Below are 15,990 nucleotides of genomic sequence, written 5' to 3' on the forward strand. Positions count from 1 at the left end.
ATTAAATATGAAGGAGAAAAGATATGAAAAAAGTATTTTTAATGTTAACATTGTTAGTTTTTGGACTAACTTCGTGCGGAGGAAGTAAATCAGCAAAGGACTCAAAAAAATTGAGAGTGGGATTAAATGCAGTATTTGCACCATTTGAATATAAAGAAAATGGTCAGGTTGTGGGATTTGATGTGGATTTAATAAATGAGATTGCAAAAGATTTAAATTATGAAACTGAAATTGTTGATCAGTCGTTTGATGGATTAATTCCTTCGTTAAAAGCAGGGAAGATTGATGTGATAGTGTCAGGAATGACAGCGACAGAAGACAGAAGAAAATCAGTGGATTTTACAGATGATTACTTTGTGTCAAAACAACTTTATATTAGAAAAAAAGGAAATAGTGCGGTTACATCATCAACTTTAAAAGGTAAAAAAATAGGAGTTCTACTTGGTTCAATACAGGAAATTTTAGCTAGAAAAATTGACGGAGCTATTGTTGTACCAAATAAAAGTATTGTAAATACAATTTTGGATTTAAAAATGGGAAAAGTTGACGCTCTTATACTGGACAATGTAGTTGCAATTGAATATATGAAAAAAAATCCTGAAATGGAAATTTTTTACGAAAAACAAGATAAAGAAGGAATGGCAATGGCATTTGACAAAGGAAAAGATACAGAATTAATCCAAAAGATAAATGCAGAACTTAAAAAATTAAAAGAAAATGGAAAATACGATGAATTACTTAAAAAATACAATCTTAATTTAAGTAAATAATCAACTTTTATGATAACTTTAGTTTTTGAAAATTAAAAGTTAAAGGAGGTAAAATTGATGAAAAAACCGGTAGTGTTAGCGATGTCCTCGCTTGTAGCAATGTCAGTGCCGACTGTTTCAGGTAAAGTGACAACTTCTGAAATGAGGAAAGAAATCATTCGTGCAAATATGGCTGATGTAACGGAAGAAGAGGAAGAAGATGATGTACCGACATTGGATCCGCCTAATCCTGAAAAGCCTGCGAATGACCCCGATTTAATAACGGTGTCGCTCACTCAGGACGGAATGGGAACAAAAATAGACAAAGTTAAAAATGATGCTCAAAAGAAAAGTTCCAATTTGAATTTTGCGCAAACAAAAACTTCTGAGTCAACTAGCGAAATTCCGTCAAATAAAAATGATAAGTTTGAGTTGACAAAATCTGATTTTGTTTCTCTTCGTTCTTATGATTTAGTTTTTGATAAAAATAGTGCTAAGTTAAAAAAAGGAGCGTATCCTGTGTTGGAAGATGTAAAAGCTTATGCTGAAAAAAATGATTTTTTGGTTTCGGTAGTTGGATATACTGATACAACTGGTATGAAAGGATATAATAAAAGATTGTCGAAAAAAAGGGCAGAAAGTGTAAGTTCTCGTCTTTTAAATATTGGACTTGCGGAAGATAGAATTGTAAGTGTGCTTGGACGAGGCGAAAAAAACCCTGTAAGTTCAAATGATACCGAAGAGGGAAGAGTTAAAAATAGAAGAGTGGAATTTAAATTTATAAAAAAAGGTCAAATATAAAAAATAATGTTTTAAAATAAATATTTGTAATTTTCAAGGCAAATTGTAAAAAAAACTGTTTCAAAATCAAAGTATTATGAAACAGTCTTTTTTTTATATGGCTATTTGTCTTTTTTTATGGCCTTTTTATTCCTATCTTCAACGTCTCCAAAAATATCTCTGAAAAATCCGACTTCCAGTTCTTTTGAAAAGACGTTTTTTAAAATAATCATAACAATAGGTCCAATTAAAAATCCACTGACTCCAAAAACTTTAAAGCCGGAATACATTGAAATAAGTGTAATTAAAGGATGGACTCCCAAATTTTGACTTATTAATTTTGGCTCCAGCATCTGTCTTACTGACATAATTATTAAATAACAAATAAGTAGTGCAATTCCTAATTTAATATTTCTTGTAGCAAAAGATAAAATAGACCACGGAATTAAAATTGTTCCAGCACCTAAAATTGGTAAAATATCAGCAATACAAATAATGATTGACATAAGAAGCGGATATGGTACATCAAGTTTTAAAAATGCCAGTAAGTTTAATAATATCAGTGATTCAATAAGACAAACAGTTCCTAAGATTGCCTGTGCTTTTAAATATGAAACAAGCACTGTAAACATTTCCGTTTTTATACTGAATATTTTATCAAGCCAGCTTTTTGGTAATTGATGTTCCAAATAATTAAGTATCTCATCTCTATCTAAAATCATAAAAAAAGTTGATAAAATTGTAATCACAACATATAAAATCAGAGTTGGAATAGATGTAACAAAACTTATGATGGCATTTATAAAAGAGCCAATTTTTACAGAACCTTTTGACACAAAGCTATTTATTGTGTTATTTAGTTGATCATTAAATCCTGCGGGGAAATTACCCAAATAAACATAAATTTTTCTAACATTTTCTGTCCATAATTTTTGAATATCGGTGCTATAACTGTTTAAATTTTGAGATAATTTGTAAATTTCACCAAAAAACTTTAACGACAGAACTCCAATAAGTCCAAAAAATATTATTAAAAATGTTACAATCGAAATTACGGAAGCAGCTTTTCTTGAAAACTTCAATTTATTCATTAAAAACCTTGTAAGTGGTCGAATTATTATTGAAATAAATAGTGCAAGAGTAAATGGAAATAAAAAAATTCCCAGTTTAAACAGCAAAAAAACTACTAATAAAATTAGAGCTATGTATACAATAAAATATAATTTTTTAAAGTCAAAATCTTTATAACTAGCCATGAATACTCCTTTATTTTTATTGTTTTTGTATATTATATACTAAAATGATATAATTGTAAATGATTGATGGTTTAAAAATTTTAGGGGCAGATTTTTTAATTTCAAATTTTTTAGGTTATTCTTGATTACAAGATGTTATTTTGTTTAATATTATTTTTTTATTTTTTACATAAGGGGAAAGGACCGCCATTTCCCCTTATAATCCCCACGCTCGTCTAAGCATTTTTTTGAAGCAAAGCCGAAACTCACTTCGTTCAGACAGTCGTCTTTACTCCAAAAAAATCACGACACTTTTGTATGATAGTAAAATTTAAACCGTCGGAGCATTTTTATGTGCTGACAAAACTGACCCGCCGTAAGCGAGTTTTTTGGCAGTGCATAAAAATGTCGAAGACTAGCCGGGGTGCAGAAGTGCTCATCACCACACCCCTACCTAAAATTTTTACACCATCTCTTTTGGCAAAACCTCTAGTTTATTTCTTTCACTTATGGTAAAATGTTTGTGATTCATGATATATTTTCCTTTCGTTAGTTACTAACATTTTAACACGAAATTATCATGAGTTTTTATATTTTTTTATTTGTCGCAATATATTATACAATCTATGGAAATAAAAAGGATTTGGAAATTTTTAAAAAAAGAAAGAAAGAATTAGAATTATGGTTAGAAAAGTTAGATTATTATAACAAAGAAATAACTTTTGAAAAAATTCTTTCAGAGATTAAATTTTAAGAGAATATCTCAAATTTTGGACAGCCAAATATAAATAATGCGCTTTAGAGACGGAACAAGTATTTATTAAAAGTTCATGGAATTTTAAAATAATTAATAAATATCCATTAAAATAGAAGAAATGAGGGATAAAAGATGAATTATATAGAACTAAAAAAAGTTACAGAAGAATTATTAAAGATAATAAAAAAATATTATAAGGGAGATATTAATGACAAAATAATAATTGGTTTCCTGTCCGAAATATTAATTTTAATAAACGAAAAAAATTCTATACCAAGAGTTGAATTAAAATTAAAACAAAAATTAAAAAGCCTTTTTCCTCCACATGAAGGGTTGAGTGACTACTATGTATATATTGAAAATAATAATAGTGAGATGTATAATATAAATCAAAAAGTTGAAAACTTGAAAAAAAAACTTTGGTTTTTAATTATTGAATGAAAAACTATTCTCAGTAATGTAATGAAACATTTATTAGTAGTGTATAAAAACGGTTGATATTTTGATTATTTTTTTATTATAGAGATGACAGTGCTTCGATGAAACCAGAAATTGCTTTTGAAAAAGGCATTTCACCAAAAGGGGAACACGATGATTTAATTAAACATATTCGTGGACAGAGGGGGGATTTTGCGTCTACTTCTTCAAATTTTGATATTAGTGATGGTTTTGCTGAAAAAATGGGTAGAACTACATAATAGATACTGATGGGGGAATAGATACTGCAAAATTTTTTGGAAAAATACATCTTTTTCTGGAACAAAAAGAATTTTCTATTTTTAATGAAATAAAAAATACAGAAATAAAAAGTGCTTGGAATAATAATGATTTTAAGCTAACAAATTCTGTAAGGAGTATTTGGGAAGGAACTTCATCAAGTGATGTAAAAATAAGAGGATACATGAATGATAAAACTTTAGCATATCCATTGTACGAAGGAGGTATAAAATGAAAATGAAATTCTATTATTATATAAGTAAAAATGGAGAATTATGGGGAGAATTCTGTAGTATTATTAACGGAGAAAAATATAATATAGGTTATTCTGTATTTCTTAGTAGGAAATTAACTGAAATAAAATCTGAGGGAATAGACTATTTTCTAAAAGAAATAGAAAAAATAAAGAATGGTGAAAAAGAATGTGTTGAGGGCTATGGAGAAACATTAGATTTTTTTATATTCAAAGACAGAGTAGATTTTATAGATTGGTTTGGAGACTATGATAATTGGAGTTGTACAATAGAAGAATTTACAAAAGCTTTATTAGGAAAAAAGAAATTTTTAAAAATGCCACGAGACATAAGTAGTTATCTGGAAGTTGAAATAAATGATTTATAGAATTATAGTTCGAGTTAGACAAGAAAAGGAGCGGCAATTCTTGAATAGGGGTCTGATGGAGTATTTCAAGTTCCTAAAAATGTGACAAAACCTTTAAAAAGTTTACACTCTTGAAACTCTTTCCCCAAAAATTTTATATGTTTTTTTCTAGCAGAAGTCATGCATATGAAAATACAACAACTCTGTTATTACCTCAATTTAATTTGCCAGTAATACCTTTATTAGAATACAAAACAGTACCATTATTAGAATATAAGCCAGATTATATAAATAATATACAAAATATAATTCAAAAACAACAAATGAAAATACCTACAAAATAATAGGAAGGGGATATCAAAATGTCAGAATATAGAACAGTATCAGCAGCAGCAATGTTAGGAACATATGAAGATTTTTTAGAATTATTTGAAAAAGGATATGAAGATAAAGAAAGTGTCTTAAAAAGTAATATTTTATATGATGCCTTAAGAAATAATAATGACGAAGCACGTTATAAAATATCAATTTTTTTAATAAATAAAGGTGCTAATATTAAATACAGAACAAAGGAAGGAACTACTTTATTTTTCCCTTTATTTGAAAGTGGAGGGAATGATATAGCTGGAACAATAGAATTATGCAGAATTTTTTTAGAAAAAGGAGCAGATATAACAGCATTATACAAACCAGACAGAATTGTAGTTTTTAAAAATATTTTTAATTACTTTGTCGATGAAAACAAAATGATTCCGTTATATAAATTAATCTTTTCTCAACCGGGATTACAATTATTAGTAAAAGATAAATGGGGGTTAACAGCTTTAGAATTTGTTAAAAGGTGTCAGAAACCAATAGCAGTGAAAATGATGGAAGATTATGTAAAAAAATATAATCTAAAAGAAAATAGTTAGAATTTTTAGATAACCGTTGTTGTAAAAGACAGCGGTTATTTTTAATTTATTATGTTTAATGTTGGAAATAAGCCTACCTAGGCTTTTATATTCTAAATTGAAAAAAATATTAAAAATTTGTCATACTTTTGTCAAAAAAATATGATATAATAGAAAAAAATTTTTTAAAATGAAACTTTTGTTTATAATAGTTTTATTTGAGAAAGGAAAGTGATGTTTAAAACGTTTTTTGATATTAAGATTATTAATGTAAGTATATTATTTTGTTTTATGGAAACTTTGAGCTATGGAATTAATGTTGATGACGTGATTTCACAGTATGAAAAAAATTCTTATACAACCAAGATAAACGAAGTTAATATGAAAACTTATGACATAAAAGACAAAGCTTTAAAAAATGGTGACTGGAATGAAATTAAAGTAACTTCTGATAGTAACTATACATTACACGGAGATTCTGATGGTTTAACTATGGAAAATAATGTGAAATACGGAATGCTTTATTACAAAAATGGGTATAATTTTAGAAATAAAAAGGTTACAGAAAATAAAATAGGGGTTTCTAAAGAGTTAAATGATTATTTCGGGTATAGCGACAATAAATATAATAAAAGTACTAATGATATTTCAAGAAATATTCAAAAAATAAATAATGAGACTACTAAAAATTCTGAAATTAGGGATTTAATTGATTTGTATAAAGATTATAAAAATAAAGAAAAAGAAATCGAGCAGGAAAAATTGACGCTGGAAGATAGTAAAAGAGATTATGCCATTCAATCAGAAAAATGGAATTTGGGAACGACAACGCTTTATGATTTTGAGCTGGCAAAAACAGAATATGAAAATTCCCAGTTAAAATGTGAAAATCTTGAAAGAGAGTTAAAGATTTTGGGAGAAAAATTTATGATTTATAATGTGAAATTGCCTGAAAAAAGCGAACTTGAAGATTTGAAAAAGGTTGAATTAAAAAAAGAGGATTTTTATGATTTGAGATTGTCGGAAGCGGAGTCGATTGAGTTAAATAGCAAGCTAAATGACGAAAAATTGAGAAAGGAATCAATAGATTATAAGTATCCAAAATTGACGGCGGACGTTGGATATTCATTAAAAAATCATTCAGTTGTATTTGGTCTTGGTGTTACTAAAACATTTAAAAGGTATAATGATACGATTGAAGATTTGAAAAATGAAAAAGAAAAATTGGAACTACAGTATGCGCAGAAAAAAAATGAGCTATTATCAAATGTAGGACAGCAAATGATAACTTATACAACTTATGAAACCAATGAAATAACAGCTGAAAACACTATGAACATCACAAAGAGAAACTCTGAAATTTATGCGAAAAAATATGAATTGGGAGTTGATACTTTTGAAAACTATGTGGAAAAAAGAAATGAGTACAGAAAAGCTGTAAAAGATTATGAAAAAGCTAAAAATGAACTTGCGGCATTTACGAAAAAGATAAAATATTATAAATAATACAAAAAAAGAGGTGATTTTGTGAAAGGAAGTTATATTTTGAATAAAAAAAATATTATGAAAATATTGTCAATTTTTATTATTTTATCATTTCTTTTAATTAGTTGTGGTAAAAAAGAAGCTGCTTTGGAATATGAAGTAACGAAAGTAGGTGTTGGAGATATAGAACTTTCGGTGTCAAAAACGGGACAAGTCGTGTCTGAAAATGAAGTGTCGGTGTACACGAGTTCCAGCCAAAGAGTAAAAGATGTATTTTTTAAAACAGGTGATAATGTAAAAAAAGGAGATGTAGTCGTAACATTTTATCCAGCTGATAAAAATGAAACTTTGAGAAAAATCCAGATGAAAAATTTGGAAATTAAAAAATATGAAAGAAATTTGGCAGACGCTAGACGTTCACTTGGAAGAAAAAGAGAGTCAAAAAGTATAGAAGTTCAACAAAAATCAAGAGATTTGCATAATGCTCAGGAGTTGTACAAAGTCGGCGGGGAAACAAGAGTTAATGTAGATGATGCAAAAAAGGCGCTAAGAACATCTAGAATTGAATTGGATACGGCTGACAGCGAAGAAAGAGCTAATATAGAAGACGCAAGAACATCATTAAAGACTGCAAAATTGGAACTAGCGACATTGCAAGAAGATATGACGCTTATAAAAAATGAAATAACAAGTCCAGTAGATGGAGTTATTACAGAGATGACTGCCGATGAAAATTATAAAGTAAACACTGAAACAACTTTATTTAAGGTATCAGATTCCAAAAATATGAAAGTGGAAGTGAGCTTATCAGACACGCAAGTGAAAGATATAGAAGTGGGACAAAGAGTAGAAATTACATCAGATGCATTGCCTAAAGGAGAAAAAGTAGAAGGATATGTATCACAAATTTCAGGAGTGGCTAAAAAAAGTGAGAACTTAGATGAAAGTAATACGACTGTTACTATAAAAATGAACGATACAAAAAATTTAAGACCAGGAACTACAATAAGTGCCACAATTTTTTATAAAGAAAGAAAAAATGTTATAAAAATTCCGTATAGCGCAGTAATAAACGAAAATGGAAAATATTTTGTGTTTGTAGTTGGAAAGGATAAAAAAATTAAAAAAAGAGAAGTAAAAGTGGGAATCAGTGATGAAACTTATTATGAAGTAACTTCCGGATTAAGCTTGGGAGATAACATAATTTCTATTGTTGACGAAACATTAAAAGATGGTCAGAAAATAAAAATTGCTGATCCTAAAAAACCTAGAAAAGATAACAAAAAAATAATAAAACAACAAAATGTAGAAAGTGTACCAGCAGGTGATGCAGCACCAGGAGGTCCAGGACCTATGTAAAATTATATGAAAAAATTTAAAATCTGATAAAGGAATTATAAATCTATGATAGATGTAAAAGATGTTGTAAAGACATATAAAAATGGAAATTTGGAATTGACTGTATTAAAAGGACTTAATCTATCGGTCAAAAAAGGAGAGTATGTCGCATTTATGGGACCAAGTGGAAGTGGAAAATCTACTCTTATGAATATTTTGGGCTGTCTTGACAGTCTGACTTCAGGAACATATATTTTGGACGGTCAAGATGTTTCTAGAATAAAAGGCGATGCACTGGCAAAAGTGAGAAATGAAAAAATTGGATTTGTGTTTCAGACTTTTAATTTGCTTCCCAAAATGAACGCTGTTGAAAATGTTGCACTTCCAGCGCTTTATGCAGGGGTAAAAAAGTCAGAAAGAATGAGAAGGGCGATAGAAGCACTTGAAAGTGTAGGACTGGGAGATAGAATTCACCATAAGCCAAATGAAATGTCTGGAGGGCAAAGACAAAGGGTTGCAATTGCAAGAGCCATCATTAATAGTCCAAATATACTTTTGGCAGATGAGCCAACTGGAAATCTGGATTCCAAATCGACTGAAGAAATTTTGGAAATTTTTAAAAAATTAAACGATAAAGGGACAACGATTGTTATGGTAACTCACGAAGAAGATGTCGCCGAGCATTGTAAAAGAATTATTAGATTAAAGGATGGCGTAATTGAAAAAGATGAAATTGTCGTAAACCGGAGAGGAGTGTAAATGGATTTTTTGGAATCGCTAAAGTTGTCTTTATCCAATTTATTTAGTTATAAAGTGAGATCATTTTTGACAATGTTAGGTATAATAATTGGGATTGGAGCGGTTATTATGATGTCTTCATTGGGAGCTGGAATGAAGCAAAATATAACGGGAGACTTAAATAAGCTGGGAGTGGGAAATTTCAACGTTTCGATTGACACCTCTCCTGGACAAACTTATAAAAGCGAAGATCTGATGACAGAAAAAGATATTGAAAATATAAAAAAAATAGAAGAAGTTGAAGCGGTTAGTCCAACTTCCAGTGCTTTTGCCAGAATTGAGATTGGTGAAAATACAAAAATGTTTATGGGAACGGGAGTTACACAAGATTATTTTAAAATATCAAATTTTACTATAATAAAAGGAAGAAAATTTTTACCAAGTGAGTATAGAAAAGATGGAAGATTCATAATAATTGACAGTTCTACAGCAGAGCAGCTGTATCCAGATGAAAACCCAATAGGAAAAAAGGTAACTCTAAACTTTAAAAAGAACAGATATGAATTAGTCATTGTCGGAGTGTATAAAGATCCCTATTCAAGCCTAAATTTTGGAGGTGGAGGAGGTGCGCCATCGAGCGGACTTATACCAAACCAGTTTTTAGTGTTTGTCAATGGAGGAGAGCAAAATAAGTTTGAAGAACTTCAAGTAAAGGTGGCTTCTGCAAATTCATTAAATATCGCAATGGCGGAAGTTAAAGATTTGATGTCAAGAAGAGGAAGTTCTCCTGACGTATATAATGTGAGATCAGAAAGTTCTGGATTAGATCAATTTAATAATATCTTAAATATGGTAACTTTATTTATAAGCGGAGTTGCTGGAATTTCGCTATTTGTCGGTGGAATTGGGGTAATGAACATTATGCTTGTCAGCGTTACCGAAAGAATAAGGGAAGTTGGCCTAAGAAAAGCATTGGGAGCCAGAACGAAGGACATTCTTGTGCAATTTTTGATTGAAGCGGTAATCTTAACATTTTTTGGAGGTATAATTGGAGTTATAATTGGGTATTCTTTGGCACTTTTAATTGGTATATTTATTAAGACATCTCCAGTATTAGGTCCAGGTGTAGTGTTTGTATGTATATTTGTTTCTACAATGTTAGGACTTGTATTTGGAGTTTATCCAGCTAAAAAAGCGGCAAATTTGGAACCTATGGAAGCACTTAGAACGGACTAGGGAAATAAATAAGCGTCTTTTTGTTTTTAAGTTAAATTTTAATTAATAAAAAGTTGACTTTTTGGAGTATATGTGGTATTTTTATAGTAGCATTTATGGTAATATTTCTCATAAAAAAATGAATTTTAAGGAGAATAGTTATGACGAAGAATATAGCGGCTTTTTTTGATATAGATGGGACGATTTACAGAGATTCGCTATTAATTGAACATTTTAAAATGTTACTGAAATATCAATATATAGATATGACGAGCTGGGAGCTGAAAGTAAAAGAAAAATTTTCTAAATGGGAAAATAGAACTGGAGATTATGATGATTATTTAGATGAGCTGGTTAGAACGTATACGGAAGCGTTAAAAAATTTTAGCAAAAGTGATATGGATTTTATAGCAAAACGGGTAATGGAATTAAAAGGCGACAAAGTCTATCGCTATACAAGGGAAAGACTTTTATTTCATAAAAATGAAAATCATAAGGTCATCATAATTTCTGGGAGTCCAGATTTTTTGGTAAGTAAACTTGCCATAAAATATGGAGTCAAGGATTATCGCGCTTCTATTTATAAAGTTAATAAAAATGGAATTTTTACGGGGGAAGTGGTACCGATGTGGGATGCCGAAAGCAAGCAAAAAGCAATTTCTGATTTTGTAAAAAAATATAATATTGATTTAAAAAAATCTTACGCTTATGGAGATACGACGGGTGATTTGACAATGTTTAAGAATGCAGGAAACGCCATTGCTATTAACCCTGCGAAAAAATTACTGGAAAAAATAAAAAAAGATAGAAGTTTAATTGAAAAAGTGAAGATTATCGTTGAAAGAAAAGATGTCATTTACAGTTTGGATGCAAAAGTTGAAATTTTATAAAACGGAGGAAAAGGCGATGAAAAGATATATTTGTGTAGGAGTATTGGCATTATTAATTGTAGTTTCATGTGGAAATAGACAAAAAGATGAAAATAAAAATAAAAAAGATAAAGTGAAAGTAACTTATGTGAAAGATGATTTAAACTCTGATAAAATTTCAAAATATACAGAGTATGTAAGAATAAGTGAAGTGCCTAATTCAGACGAATGGCTTATGTTATTCGATAAAATTGATGAGAATGAATTTAAGGATAAAAATGGTGAAGTTGTAAAAAGTTTAAAAGGCATAAATTCCATAAGAGATATAAAAAGTTCGGTTAAATTATTGGGAAATCAAATAAGAGATTTGGGGGAAGTAATTCAAAGAAATCCAAAATTTGAGACAATTGACAAAAATGGAGAAAATCTTTTAAAATCGCTTGTTGAAGAACAAAAAGTATTAAATGAGATAGACGACTATTTTGAAAAAGGTGAATATAGAGCTGATAATTTGGAAAGAGTAAAAGAGCTTAATGACAAATATAAATTAGTTTCGCAGACAAGAAAAGAAAATGATAAGATTTTGGCAGCTTCATTACAAGAAATGTCGAGTACGATAAATAAAAAATTATCAGAAAAATTTAGTAAAAATAATAAAAAAGTTAAATTAAACGTTGTACAATTTGTTGATGCCATAAATAAATTTTCAGATGCAGCATTTTCAAAAGATAATCTAAACTATGATGAAACTGAACTTGCGAATTTGGAAAAATTAAATGAAGAAATAAAAAAATCCTATAAAAATATTTCGACTTTGACTTATGAAGACGCTAAAAAAGAACATGTAAGCAAAGAAAGCTATGAAAAAATTAAGCAAAGTGCTAAGGTATTAACAGAGAGCGTGGACGGTATGATAAAATCCATAAAAGTTAAAAATATAGAAGGAGTAGTCAAAAATGCAAGTAATATTTTGGGAAATGAAACAGATTTAAAAAATATTTACGGAACATTAATGATGAAAGAGTAATTTTTTTACAGGAGATAAATTTTTCTCCTGTATTTTTAGTAAATGGAGTACGATAATTGATAGTGGACAAAGTAAAATATTTACGTAGAGTTTATAAGAGGAAATGGTGGTCCTTTTCTCTTTATGTAAAAAAGTAAAAAAATGTTATTTTGTCAATTTTGTAGAAGAGAGGAGAAAAAAATTGTTCGGAAAAAGTAATTCTAATTTTACAGAATATATACCGATAAATATCACTGATGAAACAGAATTCGAGATTATTTCCAATCCAAATACTTCTTGCAGCAATTTGCTGCTTACAGGGGAGTTTAATTCTGACGGGAATGTCATGCTTAATGCAAAATTCTGTGCAAAGGAAACAAATGTTAAAATCGCAACAATAGTATTAAAAATTATAGATTCTGATAAAGAATTAAACTTGTTTCCAAAATCAGCAATTGAGATTAAAAAATTAGAAGTGGTAGGAAGTGGAGAAGTAAAATTCAAAGTTGTAATTTCGTTTAATTTTTAGGAAATTATTAAATAAAATAAAATCACAGTCTTAGAATGATTGTGATTTTTTTTAAATAACTAGTTTAATTTTATTACGATAATGTTATTTAGGTTATTGGAGAGTATTCCAAATTTTTTATGAATGTATATACAAATAAAGAAATATAAAAATTTTCTAGTTTATTTTCTAAATTTTTCTCTTAATTTAGCGACTTCTAATTTTAGTCTGTTGTCAGCTTCTTCAAATTTATCTTTTAAATCTGAAAGTACATCATCCACTCTGTTTTTAAATTTATCTTTTTCCTCATTCGCTCTTTTTTTAAATTCGTTATAGGCAGCTGTTTTATATAACTCTCTTTCGTATTCTTTTGCAAGTTCAATTTCTTTTTGAACAGCTCTTGCATCTTTTCTTAAAATAACTTCTTCATCGTATTTCTGCAAATAGTTATCAAGTTCTGATTCATTTTCTTCAGTTGCAAGTAAAATTAATCCAAAATTATTATCTGTCAAATATTTTGTAGTATCAGATAAGATTCCAGATTTTACCTCATCTGAAGCATTTCCTCTGCTTTCGCCAATTAATGCACCTATTGACCCTCCTAGAAGAACTCCCAAAGGACCGCCGATAATTCCAACAAAGGCTCCTAACAATCCTCCTGAAAGAAAACCTGCATTACCTTCTGAGGTAATTTGAAATCCTTCCTTGAAACTCACTTTTCCGTCTTCTTTTTTGACTACCGCAGCTTCAGTAATTACATAATTTTTTCCAACAAAATTACTTTTAATATCATTTAAAACTTCATAAGCACTAAGCTGATTTTTAAATACAGCCAGCAAAACATTATTTTCCATAATTTTTACCTCCTGTTTTTTATTATGCTTTTTTAAATATTATACTCTTTTAGACTTAAAAACATATTATAAATTAATTATTAATTTGATAGTCAATTAGTGAGAAAATTCCAGTTTTTAGTTAATGGTATCTTGTAATTGAAATAAATTAAAAAATATTGACATTAAAATATTTCCTAACATTTTTACACTATTTTAGTCCCTAAATATTTTATTTTGTCTCTTGACATTTTTCAAAAAAGTGGTATGATAAATATAGAAGCAAAAGATTTGACGGTCAAAATATTTTAAATTAGGAGGATGATTACTATGAAAAAAAGATTAGAAAAAATGAGAAACGGAAAAGGATTTATTGCAGCGTTGGATCAAAGTGGTGGAAGTACTCCAAAAGCATTAAAATTGTATGGAATTGATGAAAGTGAATATTCTAATGATAAAGAAATGTTTGATTTAATTCATAAAATGAGAACAAGAATCATAAAAAGTCCTGCTTTTAGCGGTAAAGAAATTTTGGGAGCTATTTTATTTGAACAAACTATGGACAGAAAAATTGATGATAAGTATACAGCCGACTTTTTGTGGGAAGAAAAAGGAGTTCTACCTTTCTTGAAAGTTGATAAAGGACTTGAAGAATTGGAAGACGGAGTTCAAGTAATGAAACCTATTCCAGGTTTGGATGACCTTTTAAAAAGAGCAAATGAAAGACATATTTTCGGAACAAAAATGCGTTCTGTTATTAAAAAAGCGTCACAAACAGGAATTGCAAAAGTTGTAGACCAGCAATTTGAAGTTGCTGCTAAAATCATTGCGGCTGGACTTATTCCTATTATTGAACCAGAAGTAGATATTCACAATGTTGATAAAGCAGAATGCGAAACTATCTTAAAAAATGAAATCAAAAAACATCTTGATAAATTGCCTGAAACTTCAAATGTTATGTTAAAAGTTACACTTCCAACAGTTGAAAACTTTTATGAAGATTTGACAAAACATCCAAGAGTTGTAAGAGTTGTTGCATTGTCAGGAGGCTATCCAAGAGAAAAAGCAAATGAAATTCTTTCTAAAAATAAAGGAGTTATCGCAAGTTTTTCAAGAGCATTAACTGAAGGACTGTCAGCACAACAAAGTGATGATGAATTTAATAAAGATTTAGCTAAAGCTATTGAAGAAATTTACAAAGCTTCTGTAAAATAATTTTATAGTAGCAAAATATTAAAAAATGGAACATTACGAAAAAATCACAGCCTTAAATAGTTGTGATTTTTTGTTTCTTTGATTTTTCATTGCTTTCACATTGCTTTTTCAAATTATCTGTGGTAAAATAACTGTATTAATAAAGGGAAAATAGGAGAGTTTTATTGGCTCTTAAATATAGCTCTTGTGAAAGTTTTTTTAAGTAGAGCTGTATTATTAAACTATTTTGCAAATGAAAAAATAAAAATTATGGAGGTAGCAAAAATGAAAAAAGTATTTTTATTGATGATTTTAGCGCTGTCGCTTGTGATGTGCAGTGTTAAAAAGGATGAAGGAAAAGAAGTTAGTAAAAGTGGAATTCCAAAGAAAGTTATCGTAGGACTCGATGATTCATTTGTTCCGATGGGATTTAAAAATGAAAAGGGAGAAATCGTTGGATTTGACATTGATTTAGCTCGTGCAGTTTTTAAAAAAATTGGAAGTGAAGTTGAGTTTAAGCCGATAAATTGGGATTCTAAAGTTCTTGATTTAAATGCGGGAAATATAGATTTGATTTGGAATGGACTTACTATTACAGAGGAAAGAAAAAAAGAAACAGAAATGTCTAACCCTTACTTGACAGTGCATCAACTTATTGTTACAAGAGTTGGCGATAAAATTGAAAATAAAAATGATTTAACTGGAAAAATTGTGGGAAGCCAGACTCAGAGCAGTGGAGAAGAAGCTGTGAAAAAATCTGGATTTGACAAGAAGTTTAAGGAGTTTAAAACATATGCTCAATATGACCAGGCGTTTATGGATTTGGACGCTAAAAGAGTGGATGCAATTGTAGCGGATGAGGTTTTGGCAAAATATACAAAAAAAGTGAAAGAGGCACAAGCTAAAAAAGAATTATACAAAATTTTAAAAGAAGATTTTGGGCAAGAAGAATATGCGGTTGCGGCTAAAAAAGGAAATACAAAATTAATCGACGCAATTAATAAGGCAATTGAAGAGTTGAAGAAGGACGGGACTTATCAACAAATTTATTCAAAATGGTTTAAAGATTAAAA

17 protein-coding genes are annotated in these 15,990 nt (G+C 29.1%); 15 read left to right on the forward strand and 2 right to left on the reverse strand.

All coding sequences use genetic code 11. The annotated features are described in order from the left end of the window. Positions 1–23: 23 nt before the first annotated feature. Both AXF11_RS09730 and AXF11_RS09735 read left to right on the forward strand, forming a co-directional pair. Entirely contained in the window at positions 24–770 is a 747-nt protein-coding gene (locus AXF11_RS09730) for a basic amino acid ABC transporter substrate-binding protein (RefSeq protein WP_068157714.1), read from the forward strand. Between the two features lie 57 nt (positions 771–827). Further along, on the forward strand, positions 828–1,550 hold the full coding sequence (locus AXF11_RS09735; protein WP_068157717.1) for an OmpA family protein: 723 nt from the start codon (positions 828–830) through the stop codon (positions 1,548–1,550). A 101-nt stretch (positions 1,551–1,651) separates the two neighbouring features. On the opposite strand, the gene ytvI is transcribed toward AXF11_RS09735, so the two are convergent. Beyond that, complete coding sequence (gene ytvI, locus AXF11_RS09740) at positions 1,652–2,785, reverse strand: sporulation integral membrane protein YtvI (protein ID WP_068157719.1); 1,134 nt, start codon at positions 2,783–2,785, stop codon at positions 1,652–1,654. A gap of 868 nt (positions 2,786–3,653) precedes the next feature. Here ytvI and AXF11_RS09745 point away from each other — a divergent pair. From AXF11_RS09745 to AXF11_RS09790, 11 genes are all read left to right on the forward strand, one after another. Continuing rightward, the gene (locus AXF11_RS09745; protein ID WP_068157722.1) at positions 3,654–3,962 is read left to right on the forward strand and encodes a hypothetical protein; all 309 of its coding nucleotides are present in this window, start codon (positions 3,654–3,656) and stop codon (positions 3,960–3,962) included. Positions 3,963–4,060: 98 nt separating this feature from the next. Continuing rightward, positions 4,061–4,219 (forward strand): hypothetical protein, encoded by a 159-nt coding sequence (locus AXF11_RS10670; RefSeq protein ID WP_156440410.1) that lies wholly within the window; start codon positions 4,061–4,063, stop codon positions 4,217–4,219. A gap of 250 nt (positions 4,220–4,469) precedes the next feature. Further along, a complete protein-coding gene (locus AXF11_RS09750; RefSeq protein ID WP_068157726.1) occupies positions 4,470–4,859 on the forward strand; it encodes a hypothetical protein in 390 nt (129 codons plus the stop codon). A gap of 341 nt (positions 4,860–5,200) precedes the next feature. After that, positions 5,201–5,752 (forward strand): hypothetical protein, encoded by a 552-nt coding sequence (locus AXF11_RS09755; protein ID WP_068157730.1) that lies wholly within the window; start codon positions 5,201–5,203, stop codon positions 5,750–5,752. 213 nt (positions 5,753–5,965) lie between these two features. Further along, the gene (locus tag AXF11_RS09760; protein WP_068157733.1) at positions 5,966–7,237 is read left to right on the forward strand and encodes a TolC family protein; all 1,272 of its coding nucleotides are present in this window, start codon (positions 5,966–5,968) and stop codon (positions 7,235–7,237) included. 21 nt (positions 7,238–7,258) lie between these two features. Beyond that, positions 7,259–8,575: an efflux RND transporter periplasmic adaptor subunit gene (locus tag AXF11_RS09765; protein ID WP_068157736.1), complete on the forward strand. Its 1,317-nt coding sequence runs from the start codon at positions 7,259–7,261 to the stop codon at positions 8,573–8,575. Positions 8,576–8,620: 45 nt separating this feature from the next. After that, positions 8,621–9,313 carry an ABC transporter ATP-binding protein gene (locus tag AXF11_RS09770; protein ID WP_068157739.1) on the forward strand — a complete coding sequence of 231 codons (693 nt, stop codon included), beginning with the start codon at positions 8,621–8,623 and terminating at the stop codon, positions 9,311–9,313. Continuing rightward, entirely contained in the window at positions 9,314–10,528 is a 1,215-nt protein-coding gene (locus AXF11_RS09775) for an ABC transporter permease (RefSeq protein ID WP_068157743.1), read from the forward strand. It begins immediately after the preceding gene. 140 nt (positions 10,529–10,668) lie between these two features. After that, complete coding sequence (locus AXF11_RS09780) at positions 10,669–11,397, forward strand: HAD family hydrolase (RefSeq protein WP_068157746.1); 729 nt, start codon at positions 10,669–10,671, stop codon at positions 11,395–11,397. A gap of 16 nt (positions 11,398–11,413) precedes the next feature. Continuing rightward, positions 11,414–12,403, forward strand: a complete 990-nt coding sequence (locus tag AXF11_RS09785) for a DUF3829 domain-containing protein (protein WP_197416827.1) — start codon at positions 11,414–11,416, stop codon at positions 12,401–12,403. A gap of 181 nt (positions 12,404–12,584) precedes the next feature. Beyond that, positions 12,585–12,911: a hypothetical protein gene (locus AXF11_RS09790; RefSeq protein WP_156440411.1), complete on the forward strand. Its 327-nt coding sequence runs from the start codon at positions 12,585–12,587 to the stop codon at positions 12,909–12,911. Between the two features lie 161 nt (positions 12,912–13,072). Here the strand turns inward: AXF11_RS09790 and AXF11_RS09795 are convergent, their stop codons facing one another. Further along, positions 13,073–13,744, reverse strand: coding sequence for a DUF1269 domain-containing protein (locus tag AXF11_RS09795; RefSeq protein WP_068157753.1), 672 nt, complete (start codon positions 13,742–13,744; stop codon positions 13,073–13,075). A gap of 309 nt (positions 13,745–14,053) precedes the next feature. On the opposite strand from AXF11_RS09795, the gene AXF11_RS09800 reads away from it, so the two are divergent. Both AXF11_RS09800 and AXF11_RS09805 read left to right on the forward strand, forming a co-directional pair. Continuing rightward, on the forward strand, positions 14,054–14,938 hold the full coding sequence (locus AXF11_RS09800; protein WP_068157756.1) for a fructose bisphosphate aldolase: 885 nt from the start codon (positions 14,054–14,056) through the stop codon (positions 14,936–14,938). Between the two features lie 264 nt (positions 14,939–15,202). Continuing rightward, on the forward strand, positions 15,203–15,988 hold the full coding sequence (locus AXF11_RS09805; RefSeq protein WP_068158400.1) for an amino acid ABC transporter substrate-binding protein: 786 nt from the start codon (positions 15,203–15,205) through the stop codon (positions 15,986–15,988). Positions 15,989–15,990: the final 2 nt, after the last annotated feature.

Origin of the sequence: Leptotrichia sp. oral taxon 847, assembly GCF_001553645.1 — a bacterium.
Lineage (GTDB): Bacteria > Fusobacteriota > Fusobacteriia > Fusobacteriales > Leptotrichiaceae > Leptotrichia.

Excerpts from the sequence above, each read along its gene's own strand:
- AXF11_RS09730 (WP_068157714.1), top strand. The coding sequence starts at position 24 with ATGAAAAAAGTATTTTTAATGTTAACATTGTTAGTTTTTGGACTAACT.
- AXF11_RS09735 (WP_068157717.1), top strand. The coding sequence starts at position 828 with ATGAAAAAACCGGTAGTGTTAGCGATGTCCTCGCTTGTAGCAATGTCA.
- ytvI (WP_068157719.1), bottom strand. The coding sequence starts at position 2,785 with ATGGCTAGTTATAAAGATTTTGACTTTAAAAAATTATATTTTATTGTA.
- AXF11_RS09745 (WP_068157722.1), top strand. The coding sequence starts at position 3,654 with ATGAATTATATAGAACTAAAAAAAGTTACAGAAGAATTATTAAAGATA.
- AXF11_RS10670 (WP_156440410.1), top strand. The coding sequence starts at position 4,061 with ATGAAACCAGAAATTGCTTTTGAAAAAGGCATTTCACCAAAAGGGGAA.
- AXF11_RS09750 (WP_068157726.1), top strand. The coding sequence starts at position 4,470 with ATGAAAATGAAATTCTATTATTATATAAGTAAAAATGGAGAATTATGG.
- AXF11_RS09755 (WP_068157730.1), top strand. The coding sequence starts at position 5,201 with ATGTCAGAATATAGAACAGTATCAGCAGCAGCAATGTTAGGAACATAT.
- AXF11_RS09760 (WP_068157733.1), top strand. The coding sequence starts at position 5,966 with ATGTTTAAAACGTTTTTTGATATTAAGATTATTAATGTAAGTATATTA.
- AXF11_RS09770 (WP_068157739.1), top strand. The coding sequence starts at position 8,621 with ATGATAGATGTAAAAGATGTTGTAAAGACATATAAAAATGGAAATTTG.
- AXF11_RS09775 (WP_068157743.1), top strand. The coding sequence starts at position 9,314 with ATGGATTTTTTGGAATCGCTAAAGTTGTCTTTATCCAATTTATTTAGT.
- AXF11_RS09780 (WP_068157746.1), top strand. The coding sequence starts at position 10,669 with ATGACGAAGAATATAGCGGCTTTTTTTGATATAGATGGGACGATTTAC.
- AXF11_RS09785 (WP_197416827.1), top strand. The coding sequence starts at position 11,414 with ATGAAAAGATATATTTGTGTAGGAGTATTGGCATTATTAATTGTAGTT.
- AXF11_RS09795 (WP_068157753.1), bottom strand. The coding sequence starts at position 13,744 with ATGGAAAATAATGTTTTGCTGGCTGTATTTAAAAATCAGCTTAGTGCT.
- AXF11_RS09800 (WP_068157756.1), top strand. The coding sequence starts at position 14,054 with ATGAAAAAAAGATTAGAAAAAATGAGAAACGGAAAAGGATTTATTGCA.
- AXF11_RS09805 (WP_068158400.1), top strand. The coding sequence starts at position 15,203 with ATGAAAAAAGTATTTTTATTGATGATTTTAGCGCTGTCGCTTGTGATG.